Source organism: Nocardia brasiliensis ATCC 700358 (assembly GCF_000250675.2).
Lineage (GTDB): Bacteria > Actinomycetota > Actinomycetes > Mycobacteriales > Mycobacteriaceae > Nocardia > Nocardia brasiliensis_B.
On record NC_018681.1, the window covers coordinates 6367749 to 6382929 of the forward strand.

Annotated in this window: 16 protein-coding genes; 3 read left to right on the forward strand and 13 right to left on the reverse strand. The window is 69.4% G+C overall.

From position 1 onward, the window contains the following. Positions 1-51: 51 nt before the first annotated feature. From O3I_RS46860 to O3I_RS28130, 6 genes are read right to left on the reverse strand one after another with little or no spacing between them, the layout of a single operon-like run. Positions 52-1269 carry a cytochrome P450 family protein gene (locus O3I_RS46860; protein ID WP_014986394.1) on the reverse strand — a complete coding sequence of 406 codons (1218 nt, stop codon included), beginning with the start codon at positions 1267-1269 and terminating at the stop codon, positions 52-54. Further along, the gene (locus O3I_RS28110; RefSeq protein ID WP_014986395.1) at positions 1266-2546 is read right to left on the reverse strand and encodes a cytochrome P450; all 1281 of its coding nucleotides are present in this window, start codon (positions 2544-2546) and stop codon (positions 1266-1268) included. Before O3I_RS28110 ends, O3I_RS46860 begins: the two co-directional genes overlap by 4 nt. Beyond that, positions 2543-3157, reverse strand: a complete 615-nt coding sequence (locus tag O3I_RS28115; protein ID WP_014986396.1) for a GTP-binding protein — start codon at positions 3155-3157, stop codon at positions 2543-2545. Before O3I_RS28115 ends, O3I_RS28110 begins: the two co-directional genes overlap by 4 nt. Beyond that, positions 3138-3509 (reverse strand): DUF742 domain-containing protein, encoded by a 372-nt coding sequence (locus tag O3I_RS28120; RefSeq protein ID WP_029903214.1) that lies wholly within the window; start codon positions 3507-3509, stop codon positions 3138-3140. Before O3I_RS28120 ends, O3I_RS28115 begins: the two co-directional genes overlap by 20 nt. Then, a complete protein-coding gene (locus tag O3I_RS28125) occupies positions 3506-4012 on the reverse strand; it encodes a roadblock/LC7 domain-containing protein (protein WP_014986398.1) in 507 nt (168 codons plus the stop codon). Before O3I_RS28125 ends, O3I_RS28120 begins: the two co-directional genes overlap by 4 nt. After that, positions 4009-5370 carry a sensor histidine kinase gene (locus O3I_RS28130; RefSeq protein ID WP_014986399.1) on the reverse strand — a complete coding sequence of 454 codons (1362 nt, stop codon included), beginning with the start codon at positions 5368-5370 and terminating at the stop codon, positions 4009-4011. The genes O3I_RS28125 and O3I_RS28130 overlap by 4 nt, the downstream gene beginning before the upstream one ends. A 509-nt stretch (positions 5371-5879) precedes the next feature. On the opposite strand from O3I_RS28130, the gene O3I_RS28135 reads away from it, so the two are divergent. After that, on the forward strand, positions 5880-6356 hold the full coding sequence (locus O3I_RS28135) for a hypothetical protein (protein ID WP_014986400.1): 477 nt from the start codon (positions 5880-5882) through the stop codon (positions 6354-6356). Positions 6357-6361: 5 nt separating this feature from the next. Here the strand turns inward: O3I_RS28135 and O3I_RS28140 are convergent, their stop codons facing one another. Together O3I_RS28140 and O3I_RS28145 are read right to left on the reverse strand one after the other, a co-directional pair. Next, positions 6362-6964 (reverse strand): DUF7691 family protein, encoded by a 603-nt coding sequence (locus tag O3I_RS28140; RefSeq protein ID WP_014986401.1) that lies wholly within the window; start codon positions 6962-6964, stop codon positions 6362-6364. A 59-nt stretch (positions 6965-7023) separates the two neighbouring features. Then, a complete protein-coding gene (locus tag O3I_RS28145) occupies positions 7024-8013 on the reverse strand; it encodes an alpha/beta fold hydrolase (protein WP_014986402.1) in 990 nt (329 codons plus the stop codon). Positions 8014-8069: 56 nt separating this feature from the next. Here O3I_RS28145 and O3I_RS28150 point away from each other — a divergent pair, with 56 nt between their 5' ends. Continuing rightward, positions 8070-8918 (forward strand): SDR family NAD(P)-dependent oxidoreductase, encoded by an 849-nt coding sequence (locus O3I_RS28150; RefSeq protein ID WP_014986403.1) that lies wholly within the window; start codon positions 8070-8072, stop codon positions 8916-8918. Positions 8919-8922: 4 nt separating this feature from the next. Here the strand turns inward: O3I_RS28150 and O3I_RS28155 are convergent, their stop codons facing one another. Further along, complete coding sequence (locus O3I_RS28155) at positions 8923-9813, reverse strand: LysR family transcriptional regulator (RefSeq protein ID WP_014986404.1); 891 nt, start codon at positions 9811-9813, stop codon at positions 8923-8925. A 68-nt stretch (positions 9814-9881) separates the two neighbouring features. Here O3I_RS28155 and O3I_RS28160 point away from each other — a divergent pair, with 68 nt between their 5' ends. Beyond that, a complete protein-coding gene (locus tag O3I_RS28160; RefSeq protein ID WP_014986405.1) occupies positions 9882-11015 on the forward strand; it encodes a YbfB/YjiJ family MFS transporter in 1134 nt (377 codons plus the stop codon). Here the strand turns inward: O3I_RS28160 and secG are convergent. The 4 genes from secG to O3I_RS28180 form a co-directional block, all read right to left on the reverse strand. Further along, on the reverse strand, positions 11002-11235 hold the full coding sequence (secG, locus tag O3I_RS28165) for a preprotein translocase subunit SecG (protein WP_014986406.1): 234 nt from the start codon (positions 11233-11235) through the stop codon (positions 11002-11004). The genes O3I_RS28160 and secG overlap by 14 nt on opposite strands. Before the next feature lie 72 nt (positions 11236-11307). Further along, a complete protein-coding gene (locus tag O3I_RS28170) occupies positions 11308-12903 on the reverse strand; it encodes an MFS transporter (protein ID WP_424769556.1) in 1596 nt (531 codons plus the stop codon). 75 nt (positions 12904-12978) lie between these two features. After that, positions 12979-13893, reverse strand: coding sequence for a DMT family transporter (locus O3I_RS28175; protein WP_014986408.1), 915 nt, complete (start codon positions 13891-13893; stop codon positions 12979-12981). Between the two features lie 759 nt (positions 13894-14652). Further along, positions 14653-15180 carry a hypothetical protein gene (locus O3I_RS28180; RefSeq protein WP_051066778.1) on the reverse strand — a complete coding sequence of 176 codons (528 nt, stop codon included), beginning with the start codon at positions 15178-15180 and terminating at the stop codon, positions 14653-14655. Position 15181 lies beyond the last annotated feature (1 nt).

Consider the following 15181-nt stretch of genomic DNA (forward strand, 5'->3'; position numbering starts at 1 on the left):
TGAGCGCTCAGAACGGGTGTAGATCCCGAGAAGGGGTGCGGATTTCGGAGTTCACACGTGTACGGGGAAGGCGGCGAGGTCGTTTTGGGTGAGGACGGGGAGGTTGCGGATTTCTTCGAGGGGGACGGCCAGGCGCAGGTTCGGGAAGCGGGCGAAGAGGGCGGGGAGGGCGACGCCTGCTTCGAGGCGGGACAGGGCAGCACCGGGGCAGATGTGCGGGCCGTGCCCGAAAGTCATGTGGCGGTGCGCAGTCGGGCGGGTGAGGTCGAAATCGTCGGAGTCGACGCCGTGTACGGCGGTGTCGCGGCCGATGGCGCGGTAGGACATGACGACTCCGTCGCCCTTTTCGATCACCGTGTCGCCGATGGTGATGTCTTCGGTGGCGAAACGCATCAGCAGGTGGGTGACCGGGCTGTCCCAGCGCAGCGTTTCCTCCACTGCCGCTTTCCATTCGAAGTCGCCGCCGCGGACCTTGGCGAGCTGTTCGGGCCGGGTCAGCAGGGCGCGCACGGCGTTGAGGATGAGGCCGACGGTGGTTTCGTGCCCGGCCGCGACTAGGGCTTTGAGATTGCCGACGACTTCTTCTTCGGTGAGCGGTTCGCCGCCGTCGTCGGCGAAGATCAGCGCGGTGGTGAGGTCGTCGGTGGGGTCGGCGGTCTTCTTGCGCACCAGATCCGTGTAGTAGGAGTCCATTTCGTCGATCACCCGTAGTCGCTCGTCCTGCGGGGTGAGCAGCGAGAAGAACGCCTTGTACCAGTCCAGCAGCATGGGATGATCGGCGCGGTCCACGCCCATCAGCTCGCTGACGACGCGCATCGGCAGCGGGTAGGCGAACACCTGCTTGAGGTCGACGACCGCGCCGTCGGCGCCGGCCGCCTCGAGATCGTCGAGCAGTTCGGCGGTCAGCCGCTCGACCACCGGCCGGATGTCTTCGAGCCGCCGCGGCGAGAGCGCCTGGGTGGTCTTGATCCGCAACCGTCGATGCTCGGCGCCGTCCACGGTGAACATGGAACGCCCGGCATCGATCATCCCGATCAGCGGCCACTGCCGGGTCACCACCCCGGAGTTCCACAGCGACCAGCCGTTGATGTCCTTGATCAGTCGCGGATCGACGAGCAGTTGCCGGGCGACGGCGTGTTCGGTGACGGTCCAGGCGGGCACGCCGAGCAGTTCGATGCGGGTGATCGGGCCCGCGGCACGCAGGTGTGCGGTCTCCCCGTCCAGGTCACCGACCATGGGGTCGATGGCGAATGGGCATGTTTCCGTCACGGGGTACCTCCGACTGCACGAACTGGTGTGAATCGAACCGGCAAGGACGTCATGCCGCGCAGGAAGGCCGACGGCCGCCGGACGAGGTTCTGCGCGGGCACCATGAGATCGATGTCGGGCAGCCGGTCGAGCAGCACCTCGATGCTGGTCCGCGCGATGATCTCGGCCAGTTGCTGGGCGGGGAACGGGCAGCGGTATTCGCCGTAACTGAACGCGAAATGCGCGCTGTTTCCCGCGTGTGCCGTCGCCGCGCCGTCGGCGAGGTGCTGGCGCACGTGCGGGTCGGCGTTGGCCGCGGCGAGCCCGAGCAGCAGCATGTCGCCGGATCGAATCACCTTGTCCGCCAACCGGGTATCGCGAGCGGCCCAGCGCCCGGCGAGGATCTGTGTCGGGGTGTCCTCCCACAGCACCTCGTTCATCGCCTCGCCGATGCTGCGGCGTCCCCCGCCCAGCGCGGCGGCGAACCGGTCGTCGGTGAGCATCAGACGTACCGAGTTCCCGATCCAGTCGGCGGTCGGCAGGTGGCCCGCGGCGGTGACGGCCATCAGGTCCTGCACGTATTCCTCGTCGGTGAACTGCCCGGGGTGCGCGAGCATGCGCGACACGAGATCGTTTCCGGGCCTGGCCTTTTTGGCGGCGAGCACCTGCATCATCTGCTCGTAGTAGCGGCCGTACGCGGCTTGCGCGTCGGCGCCGCCGTCGGCGAGCGCCTTCATGCTCCACGCGAGCCGCGGCCCGTCCTCGTCCGGGAAGCCGAGCGCCCAGGCCAGCGCGAGCACGGGCATCAGGACCGCGAACTCGGCGACCAGATCGGCTTCGCCGCGCCCGCAGAATCCGTCGATCAGCCGGTCCGCCAATTCCTCACAGGTGCGGCGCAATTCGAACGGATCGACCGAATCCAGCGCCGGCTCGACCATCGCCAGATGCCTGCGGTGTTCGGCGCCCGCGGTGAAATAGATCGACGGCCGCGGCTGGCCGACCATCGGCAGCAGCGGCCAGTCCTCCGGGATGTTCGGCCACTGGTTCCACAGGCTGACGTCGCGCGGGAACAGCTCCGGATCGCTGGTCACCTGATGCAGTTCACGGTAGCCGATGACCAGCCACGCGGGCACGTCGCCGGGCAACTCGACGGCGACGACCGGCCCGTGTTCGCGGCGCATCTCGCGGTACAGATGCTGCGGATCGGTGTGGAAGCGCGGACCGCTGAGCGGGACGGCGGACTGCGGCTGCACGGGGCAGCCGCCGAAACCGGCGGCCGCGGCGCTCGGACTGGTCATGAGGCGGTCTCCGCTCGCGGTGCGTCGGCGTAGATGTGCTCGACCAGGGTGATCAGCACCTGTTTGCTGGATTCGCGGGAACGCGCGTCGCATTCGACCAGTGGCACGTGCGGGTCGAGGTCCAGCGCGTCGCGCACCTCGTCGGGCCGCGAGGACCCGCCGAAGTTGTTGCAGGCCACGATGAAACGGGTCCGCTGTGCTTCCAGCCGATCGATGGCGTACCAGGAGTCGGCGATGCGGCGCTGGTCGACCAGCACGATCGCGCCGAGCGCGCCGGTGAACAGCCGGTCCCACAGGAACCAGAACCGTTCCTGTCCGGGTGCGCCGAACAGATACAGCACGTTCTCGGTGTCAATGGTGATCCGGCCGAAGTCGAAAGCGACCGTCGTGGTGGACTTGCCGGGCGCGCCGCTCGGGTCGTCGATCCCGACGCCGGCGTTGGTCATCGTCGCCTCGGTGTCGAGCGGGCGGATCTCGCTGACCGCGCGGACCATGGTGGTCTTGCCGACGCCGAAGCCGCCGACGATGACGATCTTGAGTCCCTGGCGGGTCGCGCTGTGCAACGGTGCGTCGGCGCGGGCGGGTCGGGGGTCAGAGATTGCGGAGTCCAACGAGCACCTTCTCGAGGGTGGTGGAGTCTGGCACGGCATTCCACGGCGCGTCCGGCAGGCCGGGGCCGATGTTCGGATGCCGGACGGTGATCTTGCCCGCGTACAGCAGGTCCGAGAGCAGAATGGTCGCGATGCCGACCGGCAGCCGCAGTTCAGCGGCGATCTCGACCACCGCGGTCGGGGCCCGGCACATGTCGAGGATCGCCACGTGCTCGGACTGCATGCCCGGCGTCGGATCGCATTCGCTGACCACGAGCGTGACCAGGTCGAAGCTGTCGGAGTCGGGCTTGCTGCGTCCCCCGGTGAGCGTGTAGAGCCGGTCGGGGTCGTCGTCGCGGCCGGGCCTGTTCACGACACGCTCGCCCCTGTGCTTGCCCACCCCTGGTCGGCTTCGCCGCCCTGCCGTCCCCCTGTGCTTGCCCACCCCTGGTCGGCTTCGCCGCTCGGCCGTCCCGCTGGATTCCGCGGCGCCGACGCGAGGTGGTGGCCCAGCTGCTCGACCAGTTCGCGCATGTTGTGCCCGACCAGGCCAGCGTCGGCGTCCTCGGCGGCGACGACCGCGATATGCGCGGCCAATCCCGCCTCGACGATGAACAGGATGCCGCCGTAGAACTCGGTCATCGACTGCCGGACGCCGCCGCGGCCGTCACCGAACTCGACCGACGCGCCGTGCGAAAGACTTTGGATGCCCGCGGCGATCGCGGCGAGCTGATCGGCCTTGTCCATCCCGAGTTCGGGGGTGTGGCAGATCTTGAGTCCGTCGCCGGACAGTAGTAGCGCGTGCCTGGTACGCGGGGTGCGAGCGAGTAGCTGCTCCAACAGCCAGCTGAGTTGGGACGGCACAGACGTGGTCATCGATCGTTCTCCACGGCAACGGTAGGGGACGGGGAAGGTGGTGCGGCGGCGGCGCTTTCGCCGTCACGCCCGGCGATCGCGCGCTGGAAGGCGCCGAACGCGGCCGGGCTGGCCGCGGGCGCGGGCGCCGCCGCAGGCGCGCCGGGCTCGGGTAGCGAGAGCCCGGCCGGATGCACCGCGGCCAGGGTGCTGCCGCGTCGCCGCTTCGGCAGGCCCATGCTGGTGACCTCAGCGGTCGGCGCGGGTGCGGTCGCGACGGCGGCCGGTTCGCGATCGGCGGCCGGTTCCGCGAGCGCCACCGCCTGCGGGGCGGTCCGGGGCGCCGGCGGCGGCACCGCAGGCAGCGACGGATTGGTGGCGGGCGCCGACGGCTGCGAACGGTCCACGCGCGCAGTGAGATCCCGCGGCACCACCACGACCACGGCCGTGCCGCCGATCGCGGAGGGCCGGTAGGAGACGGTGAGCCCGTGCTTGCGCGCGAGGTGGCCGACCACCGCCAGGCCGAGTCGGGTACCGCTGAGCGAGGACAGGTCCGCCGAACGTTGGCCGCGCCCGTCGGGGCCGGTGACCGACACGGTCTGTTCAGCGCGCCGCAGCGCCGATTCGCTCATCACCAGGCCGCTGTCCTCGATGGTGAGCACCACGCCCGCGGGCACCTCGGCGGCGTATACGTGCACCTCGGTGGTGGGCGGCGAGAAGTTGCACGCGTTGTCGAGCAGTTCGGCCAGGGTGTGCATGATGCCCTCGGCGGCGTGGCCGGCGATGGCGATTTCGGCGATGGCGCGCAACCGCACCCGCTGATAGCCCGCGACCCGGCCCATGGCGCCGCGCAGAATGGATTCCATCGCAATGGGTTTGGCCCAGCGCCGGCCGGACCGCGCGCCGCTGAGCACGGCGATGCTGTCGGCGAGGCGCCCGGCCTGGGCGGTGCGATGGTCGAGTTCCAGCAGGTCGGCGAGGACCTTCGGGTCGGCGTGCCGGTGTTCCATCTCGCGCAGTTCGGCGAGCATGCTGGTGGTCATCGCCTGCATCCGGCCCGCGGCGCCGGCGAACGCGGCCATGGCGGCGGAGCGGCGGTTCTCGTTGTTCTTCGACTCCCAGGCGTGCGCCTCGGCCGCGTTCTCGGCGGCCTGGACGCGTGCCGTCGCCGCCGCGGTGCTCGCGGCCGCCTCGCGGGTCGCCCGCCGGGCGACGCCGTGATAGTGCACGGCCGCCGTGCACGCGCCGCACAGCAGGAGGGCGGCGACGACCGCGCCGATGGTCAGCGGGACGCGAAAGTCGCTCGGCGCGTAGTACACCGCGACCACCACCGCGACCGACGTGACGGCGGCGCTGCCGAACAGGGCTAGCAGCGGCATACGCTGACGTCGAACGACAGGTTCCCGACGCTCGCCTTCCGGCGCGTTCAATGACTGTGACAAGTTCCGTACTTCCGCACTCACGTTCACCAAAAAGGCATGTCGCTGAACGCCCGACCCCCTCCTGCCAGTTCGGGCTGAACCAAATGTACAGATTGCCAAGCACTTCCGCATCTCGACCGTAGTCACCCGGCACACGGCGCATCCGACGGCGCTCGATAGTTGTATTCTATTGCGCTACTTTATTTTTCAATCAGCGGCCGACCGCTGCACGAACGTTGTTGTTCGCCGCGCGATCTCGTCGCGCAGTGCACTTTTGTGCGCGCGACGTCCGCACGCCCGGCCGCTCGAGTCCCCTGCACAAAGCCTCACCGGCGCGCCCCGCACCGCGCAGGAAGGCCCGACGGCACGATGACTCGATGCCCGGATTCCGCTGATTCCGGATTGGACCGGGGAATACTGGAAAGACAGTGCCAGTGACGCCTGACCAGCAGCGGAGGAGTGCGGTGATGACGATGTCCATGCTCGGCGAGGTTCGACCGGAGCACGATCGCGCCGACGACGGCGATCTGGTGCTCCTGCACTATCTGCGTTCATTCCACCGGCCGGTGCTGGAGGTGTGGACGGCGGCGACCGAGCGAGCGCACCTGGCGCAGTGGCTCGGCGCGGTGACGGGCGACGCGGACACCGTGACGATCGAACCGCTGGACGGGCCGGTCGCCGGACCGATCGCCGTCCGGATCGAGCACTGCCGGGCCCCGCACGAACTCGCCGTGCGGATCGACGGCTGCCTGGTGGAGGTGCGCATGACCCAGGTCGGTGTGGTCACCAATGTCGAACTGATCCGCCGCCACGTCTGCCAGCGCGACGCCGCCGCGATCGGCCCGCGCTGGCAGTACCTGCTCGATCGGCTGACCGCCCACCTGGACCAGCAGCCACTGCCACGCTGGGACGGCTATCCGAATCTGGCCGGCGAATACCGTTGAGCGCCTCAGAAGAAGAAACCGGCGATCCCCCAGCCGGGCCGGGCCTGCGCCTCACGGATCCACTCCATGCAGGATTCGATGGCGGCGAGCACCTCGTGATCGACGGACTCGCGCGACTCCGGAGTGGTCGACTCCCACTGCACCAACGCTTCGGCGCATTGCTCCGGCGTCCACTCTCCGTAGCCGGGTAGCTCGTCCGGCTGCGGCAGGGCGGGCGGAAAGGCATGGTAGAGAAAGCCGGTCAGACTGATCGCCTTGATGCCGAGTTCGGCCAGGCCCTCGTCCACCTGTTCCAGCCAGCTGCCGCGAAACGGCGAGAAGTAGCGGTTGTCCAGGAACCTGCCGTAGAACTGGCAGATCGTTTGGTACGCATAGGCGTATTGGAATCCGTAGGCGGGATCGAACGGACCGCCGTCGATCACGGCGCGCACCGCGTCGTACCGGGCCGGCGCACCGTTCGCGATCTCCTCGGCGAACCAGTCGTCGGCGTGCGCGAGCTGGGCTTTGAAGCGACCTCCGATCATGCGCCGGAGCTTGTCGTCCCGCGACGCGATGGCGCCCCTGACCCTGTCCAGTTCGACGACGTAAACGCTCAGGCTGTAACTCATGAGCGAACATTAGCGGTGCCCACCGACACCGAACGTGCCTCCGGCCGAAGGCGTTCGGCCTACGCGGGCACCCCGGACGGATTCGGCACGAGTTCGCGCAGGTGGGATGTCAGCAGCGCGTCGACCTCCGCGGACCGTTCCAATTGGACCAGGTGCCCCGCATCCGCGATCTTGGTCACCGCGCGTAGCTGCGGGACATGGCGGCGCAGCGTGGTCAGCGGATCGCGCCCGCTGAAACCCTCCATATCCGGGTCGCGGTCGCCGTACAGAAAGTAGGCGGGCACGGTGACCGACGCGTCGGCGTAGTCGGCGGTCAGCTCCCAGTTCCGGTCGAGGGCGCGGTACCAGTTGAGTCCGCCGGTGAACCCGGTGCGTTCGAAATCCTTTGCCAGGGTGTCGAATTCGTCCTGCGCGAGCCAGCGCCACGGCAGCGGCGGCGCCTCGGGCAGCACGTCCAGGTAGCCGGTGCCCTCGGCCGGGAACTGCCAGGTGTCGAGGTAGTGGTAGTCGGCGCTGAGCGAGAAGTACACCCTGGCCAGGAATTCCCTTGGCCGAGCGCCCAATTCCGCGTCGGCCACGCCGGGTTCTTGAAAGTAGTGCAGGTGCAGGAAGTGTCGCGCGGCGGCCTTCGCCCACAGCTGCGAGGGAGCGCGCGGCGGCCGCGGCGCGAACGGATTGTTCAGCACGATCACGCCGCGCACCCGCTCCGGCGCGCGCAACGCCAGCTCCCACACCAGCGCCGCACCGAAATCCAGGCCGACGAAAACCGCCTGTTCGGCGTCGATGTCGTCGAGCAGGCCGAGCAGATCGCCGATCACCGCCTCGTTCGTATAATCCGCCACGTCGGCGGGCCGGTCGGTCTGCCCGTAGCCGCGCAGATCCGGCGCGATGGCACGGTATCCCGCACCGGCCACCGCCGCCAGCTGGCGCCGCCAGATGAACCAGGTGTGCGGAAATCCGTGGCAGAAGATCACCGGATAACCCGCGCCCTGCTCGGCGACGTGCATCCGGACGCCGTTGGTCGTCACGAACCGATGCGTCAACTCCACTGCCGGACCTCCAAAATCTAGAACGTGTTCCTATTTCACGGTAATGTCCCTGTCTCATGAACGGAATAGCCAAACCGCTGGACGGCCGGATCGCGGTGGTGACCGGGGCGAGCCGCGGCATCGGCAAGGGCATCGCGGTCGAACTCGGCGCCGCGGGCGCGACCGTGTACGTGACCGGGCGATCGGACACCCCGGGCCGGCTGCCGGGCACGGTGGGCGAAACCGCCGCCGCGGTCGACGCGGCCGGCGGCGTCGGCGTCCCGTTCATCTGCGACCATCGCGACGACGACGCGGTGCGCGGGCTGTTCGAGCAGATCCGCACGGCCCACGGCCGGCTCGATGTACTGGTGAACAACGTCTACAACTCCCCCGCCGCGGCGCGCTGGCTCGGCAAACCGTTCTGGGAGGTACCGCCGAAGGCGTGGGACGAGACGTTCGATATCGGCGTCCGATCGCACTACGTGGCAAGCGTTTACGCGGCTCCGCTGCTGATCCCGGCGGCGGGGTTGATCGTCAACATCTCCTCGCCCGGTGCCGAAAGATACATGCACAACGCGGTTTACGGCGTCGCGAAGGCCGCACTCGACCGGCTGACCGCCGACTTGGCGCACAATCTGGCCGATACCGGCGTCACCGCGGTCTCGCTGTGGCCGGGCATCGTGGACACCGAACTGTTGCAACTGGTTCCGGCCGATGCCGACGGACGTCGAGTGGTCACGCTGCCCGGCGAAGGCAGCTTCGACCTCGCCGAGGCCGAAACCCCGCGCTTCCCCGGGCGCGCGGTGGTCGCCCTGGCCACCGATGCCGAGCGCCGTACGCGCACCGGGTCCGCTTGGCGGGTAGCCGATCTCGCGAAGGCTTACGGTTTCACCGACGTCGACGGACGGGTGCCGCGCACGGACTGATCCGTCAGGCGACGCCGAGGAAGCGTTGCACCGCCCGCGATTCGGGCTTCGTATGCCAGGCGAGATGGACGTGCGAGGGCGGCGCGTCGGCCACATCCAGGTAGACGACTCCGGGATGCGGGGCACGAGTGCGGGCCAGCGCGGGCACCCCGCCGATCCCCCGGTTCGCCGCGACGAGTTCGATCCACTCGTCGAAATTCCGGCAGGTGATGATCGGCCGCTCCGGGTCGCCGTCTGCCCACGAATCGGCATGTGTCGTACCGGATACCGTGTTCACCACCAGCGGATAGCCCGCGAGATCGGCCCAGCGCAGATCGGTCGCCGTCGCCAGGGGCGAATGCGCGGCGACCGCGAGCATGCGCCGTTCCGTCGCGATCACCCGGGACGCGAGATGGCTCGGCAGTTCGGTTTCCCTGCGGTAGATGGCGATATCGATGGACCTGGCGTCGAGCGCGGCCAGCGGATCGTCGACGCGGCGCAGCGCGATCCGGCCGCCGAGCGCCTCGTAGCGGCGACGCGTCGCCGCCAGCCAGTTCGTGGGCAGCAGCCAGGCGAAACCGATTTCGACGGCGGTACGCGAGCGCAGTTGCGCGGCAACAGTATCGACGTCGGCAAGGATGCGCCTGCTGTGCGTCAGCAGTTCGGCGCCCTCCTCGGTCAGCTCGAAGCGCCGCGAGCTGCGCTCGATCAACCGGCATTCGACGAGCCGTTCCAGCTGCTGGATGGTTCTGGTCAACGCCGGTTGGCTCAGATGCAGCCGGGCCGCGGTCCGCGTGTAGTTCCCTTCCTCGCACAGCGCGACGTACGCCCGCAGATGCCGCAGCTCCACCTGCGAACTGCCGAGGTCACCGGCCGCACGGGCGTGCTCTCTCGGCGACGCGTCGTCCTTATCCATGCGTTCAGCGTATACATGGTGCATAGAAAGCATTTCACAGGCGTCGGCACGGACCGTACGGTCGCAGGGTGACCGCTGTTATCGCACCCGCACCGCGCCACAGTCTCGTCCCCGCGTTCGCGGCCGCCGCCGGACTGGCGGCCGCGATGGGCGTCGGCCGGTTCGTCTACACACCCCTGCTCCCCATCATGGTGGACGCGCACCGGATCGACGCGCACGACGGCGCCGTCATCGCGACCGCGAACTACGCGGGCTATCTGCTCGGCGCTCTGCTGCTCACCCGCTGGCCGGAGCTGAACAGCCGCACCACCTTTCGCGTCGCCGCGGCGCTGCTGATCGCGAGCGAACTGCTGATGGCAGTGCCCGCGCCGACGCTCTTCCCCGCCGCGTTACGCCTGATCGCGGGCGTCACCAGCGCCGTCATCTTCGTCGCGTGCGCGGGTGTGGCGGCGCGGCCGGGCAGTGCCAGGGAGGCGGCCGGGATCACCTTCGGCGGCGTCGGCTTCGGCATCGCGCTCACCGGCGTGCTGGTGCTGGCGGTGCGGCCGTTCCTCGGCTGGCAGGCGATGTGGCTGGTGTCGGCGGCGCTCACCGCGCTGTTGCTGCTGCCCGCCCTGCGGCTCGACATCCGGCCCGGCCATCGGGCGGGCAAGGCCGTCATCCGGTCGGTCGGCGCGTGGCGGGCGCTGCTGGTCTCGTACTTCCTGGAGGGTCTCGGCTACATCGTGATCGGGACGTTCCTGGTCGCGGCCGTCAGCAGCGAGCGGGGGCAGGTGGTCGGCTCCACGATCTGGGTGGTGGTCGGCGCGGCCGCCGTCCCCGCGACCGTGCTGTGGGGTGTGGCGGGGCGCCGCTGGTCGCCTGCCGTCGCTATGCCGATCGCACTGCTCGCGCAATGCTTTTCGGCGGTGCTACCGGCCTGGACGAGCGCGGTGTGGGCCGCGGTGCTCGCAGCGGCGCTGTTCGGGGCGACGTTCCTCGGCATCGTGATGCTGGCCATGCGGATCGGCAGCGAACTGTCCGACAGCGGCGCGGCGGCTCCGCTCACGGCCGTCTACGGCGCGGGGCAGATGCTGGGTCCGCTGGTGGTGGCGCCGGTGATCGGCGACAGCTATCCGGCCGCGTTCGTCATCGCCGCCCTCGTGCTGGCGGCTGCGACGATCGCGGCCGGTGTAGTGACTCGCCTGATCAGGCGAACTTGATCTCCAGACCGATGCCGATGATGGCGATGAACCAGACCACGCCGGTGAAGATGGTGATGCGGTCGAGGTTCTTCTCGACGACGGTCGAGCCGGACAGGCTCGACTGCACACCGCCACCGAAAAGGCTGGACAGACCTCCACCCTTGGCGCGGTGCAGCAGCACCAGCAGCACCAGCAGCACGCTGGCGACGATCAGGAGGATATCCAGGAACATCCGCATGACCGACAGTGTATGCGGTCGGCCGGATCCCACCGAATCAGGCACTCGGCAACGCTCCCCAGCGCCGCGTGCTCACCGGGCGGGCATCACCGCGACCAAGTGGGTGACCCGATCGTCACCGACGGTGTACTTCGAGGCTTCCTGTTCACGGATCTGATCCTGGGCGGTGAGCCGGACCTGATGCTGATGCATGTGCTCGGCCCACGAACGGACGACGAAAGCCTCCACATAGCGGTCGAGCACGCCGACATCGCGATACAGCCGCCACTCCATCGCGCCGGTGCGCTGCCGGGATCGGCCCACGAACGCCATCGCGGTCATGAACTCCGCCACGTTCTCCGCCGGGACGTCGTAGGTGCGCAACACCATGACCGGGCCGTCGGCCGGGTCAGGTTCCACCACCAGTTGCGGTTCCGGCCAGAACGCGGACGGTGTCTGGTCCAGGTTCTCCGCGTTGTGACTGATCGGCAGCCACGCCGTGCTCACCGCACACACCGCGAGCAGCGCCGCCGCGCTCAGCAGGGCGAACACCGGCCCCATCGCACCGGCGATCAAACCCCAGACCAGCGAACCAAGCGCCTGACCGCCCATGAACACCAGCAGATAGACGGAGAGGCCGCGCGCCCGCACCCACGCGGGCAGCAGCAACTGCATCGTCGAATTCATCGTCGACATCGCGAGCAGCCAGGCGAAGCCGGCGAAAACCAGCAGGATCAACACCACCGGCACCACATGCAGCACGGCGGTGGCCGCGGTCGCGAGACCGAACAGCACGGCCGCGGTGGTCAACCGTTGGGTGGGCGTCAGCAGGGCACGCAACCGGGACAGGCCGACGGCGCCGAGGACCGCGCCTACGCCGAGCGCCGCCAGCATCAGGCCGTAGCCCGACGAGGTGAGCCCGAGTTCGTCGCGCGCGATCACCGGCAGCAGCGCCCACAGCGCGCTCGCCGGGGCGATGAACAGGATCGAACGCAGCAGCACCCGGCGGATCGCGGGCGCGGCCCGGATGAACCGGGTGCCCGCCTGCAACGCGGCGAGCGGGCGCTCCGACGGCAGGCCGCGATCGGTGCGCGGCCTGCGCCACACGGTCAGCACGGCCACGATCCCCGCGAACGACACCGCGTTCAACGCGAACACCAGCGTCGGCCCGGACACCGAGACCAGCACCCCCGCCAGTGCCGGGCCCACCGCGCGCCCGATGTTGATGTTCATGCTGCCGAGCGCGGCCGCCGACGGAATCTGTTCCCGCGGAACCAGTTCCGGCTGGATCGCCTGCCACGCGGGACCGGTCAGCGCCTGCCCGCAGCCCAGCAGGAACAACAAGGTCAGCAGCACCGCCGGGGTGGTGTGCCCGGTCGCCGTGGAGATCGCGAGCACCGTCGCCAGCAGCGCCATCGTCGATTGCGCGCCCACCAGCAGCCTGCGCCGATCTACCAGATCCGCGATCACCCCGGACGGGATGGCCAGCATCATCACCGGCAGCGTGATCGCGGTCTGCACGAACGAAACCAGCGCGGCCGCGTTCGGCTCGTCGACCAGAATCCACTGTGCGCCGACCGTCTGCATCCAGGTCCCCAAATTGGACACCAACTGCGCGATCCACAGCGCGCGATACACCTTCGACCGCATCGGCGCCCAGGTAGAGACGGTAGTAGCCACAGTGGTCACTCCCCGGAGCTTAGCGTCCCAGCGGACCGCCCTGCTCGAGCCGCGGTCGTGCCCGACCCGCCCGGTCCTGTCCGGTCAGGTGAGGTCGCGGGCGGCTCCTGTCTGTTCGGTTGCGGTGCGGACGAGGGCGAAGGTCAGGACCGCGGCGCCGGCGAGGGCGCTGGGAGTGAGGCGTTCGCCGAGGAGGAGGGCGGCGAGGACGGCGCCCGTGAGCGGTTCGAGCAGGGCGAGGACGGCGGCGGTGCCGGAGCCCGCGGCGGGGAGGCCGCGGAAATAGAGCGTGTAGGCGATCGCGGTCGGGACGAGGCCGAGGGTGAGGACCAGGGCGAAACTCGCGACGGACGGATGGAACGTGAGGCCGGTCGTCGCCGCCACCGGCGCGAGCAGCAGTGCGCCCGCGGTGAAGCCGAGACCCGTCGTCGTCATCGCGTCGAGGCCAGGGACGGGGCGCGTGTTGATCACGGTGACCGTCGAGAACGCCGTCGCGGCCGCGACGGCGAGCGCCGCACCGGCGAGCAGGCCAGTGGCGTCGACATCATCGGACGGCACGCCGATCAGCAGCGCCAGACCGGTCAGTGCGAGACAGATCGTGCCCGCGCGACGGCGATCCAAGCGGCGGCGGCCGGTGAGTTGTTCGAGCAGTGCGACCACCACCGGCGACGTGCCGATGGTGAGCAACGTCGCGACACTCACCGAGGACGCGGCGACCGCACCGAAATAGCACGCCTGGAAGGTCGCGGCCAGCACGGCGACCGCACCGATCCTGCGCCACGCCTGCGGATTTCGCGGCCAAGGCCGCCGGGTCGCCGCCAGCAGCGCGACGAGCAGCAGACCGCCGACGGCGAGCCGGCAAGTGGCGACCGCGACCGGGGACAGACCGGTAGCCCGTCCGAGCAGCGTGCCGAGCAGACCACCGGTGCCCCAGAGCATTCCGGCGCCGACGAGATAGACCAGCCCCGAACGGCCGGCCGTGGACAGAGTTGTGGACATGAAAGTTTGCGCTCCTGCGACAGAAGGATTGGAGGTCGCTGAAGCGAGGTGCACAACGAATACCGCAGCGCTACAAGCACCCTGAGGAAGCTCTGCCCTCGAGCCACGCCCACGCACCGCCTGGAACGCAGCAGGCCCACCGCCCAGCCTTACCGAACGGAACCCACTACACCGCCAACAGCCGCAGCCACGCCGCCCCGAATCCGCAACAGATTCGCGCCGCCCCAGCCAGAGCCTCACCGCAACCCGTCATCAAACGCATCTCGCCGAACCAGATACGAAGACACGAACTGCCCACGGCCAGACGGAATCGACGCACGGCGGGAGCGACTGCGGAGGTACGCAGGACAGGCGCAGCCGGACGAAGTCCGTCCTTAGATGCGCATGGCCGGAGCGGAGGCGGAGGTACGCCTACACCTCGCTAGGAGGCGGGCGGCGGGGATATCGGGAAGCATCGATGCACGAGGCCGATCCTAATGCCCGCCACGGCGCGGTGTCGCCCCGGCACTTCCCACGGCAACTGCCACGACCCGCGCACGACGAACCCGCACACGTGCACAGCGAGCAACACGGCCTGATCCGACCGTTCCGCGCCGGCAAGAGCACCGCAGCGCAAGTGCGAACTCCCTCCGCCCCTCTCGGGGCTCGGAGGTCTAGCGCGGGAACGTCGCGCAACCCGCGCCGAAGGCACCGGCGTTGCAGCGGCTGCGCGGGAACCCGCACGTATGCACGCAACCCGCGCGCCGATGCGCAACTCGTTCACGTCTCGCGAATCCGGAGGTCTGGGTCGGCGGCGATGCGGGCGGCGGTTTCGGGGTCGGGTGGGTAGGGGGTGGCTCGGGTGATCCATTCGCGGCGCAGTTCGGGGATGGTGACCTGGAGTTGGTCGCGGGCCCAGGTGGGGCGGCCGGTCCAGTCCATGCGGTCGGGTCCGTCGGCGAAGCCCATGGTGTGGGCGAGGTAGTCGTTCCAGGCGCCGTACGAGGTGACGAGCGTGAACTGTTCGGGCACAGCCAGTTTCAGCAGCCAGCGGCCGTGGGCCCATTCATGGTCGCCGAGCAGGAGATTCGCGGTGGTCCGCACCGTGGCGGCACGCAACGCACGGCCGGGCCAGCACCACACCGGCGGGGCCGCGGCGCAATCGATACCGCGCCTTGTCATCTCGGCTGTCATCGCCCGGAACGCGGTGTGCCAGTTCGGCGTGACGAGGTCCCAGCGCGCCCGATACCCACCGCTCGCGTGCACGGCCGCAACAACTTCGGGCGCTTGCAGCGTCCACAGTCGCATG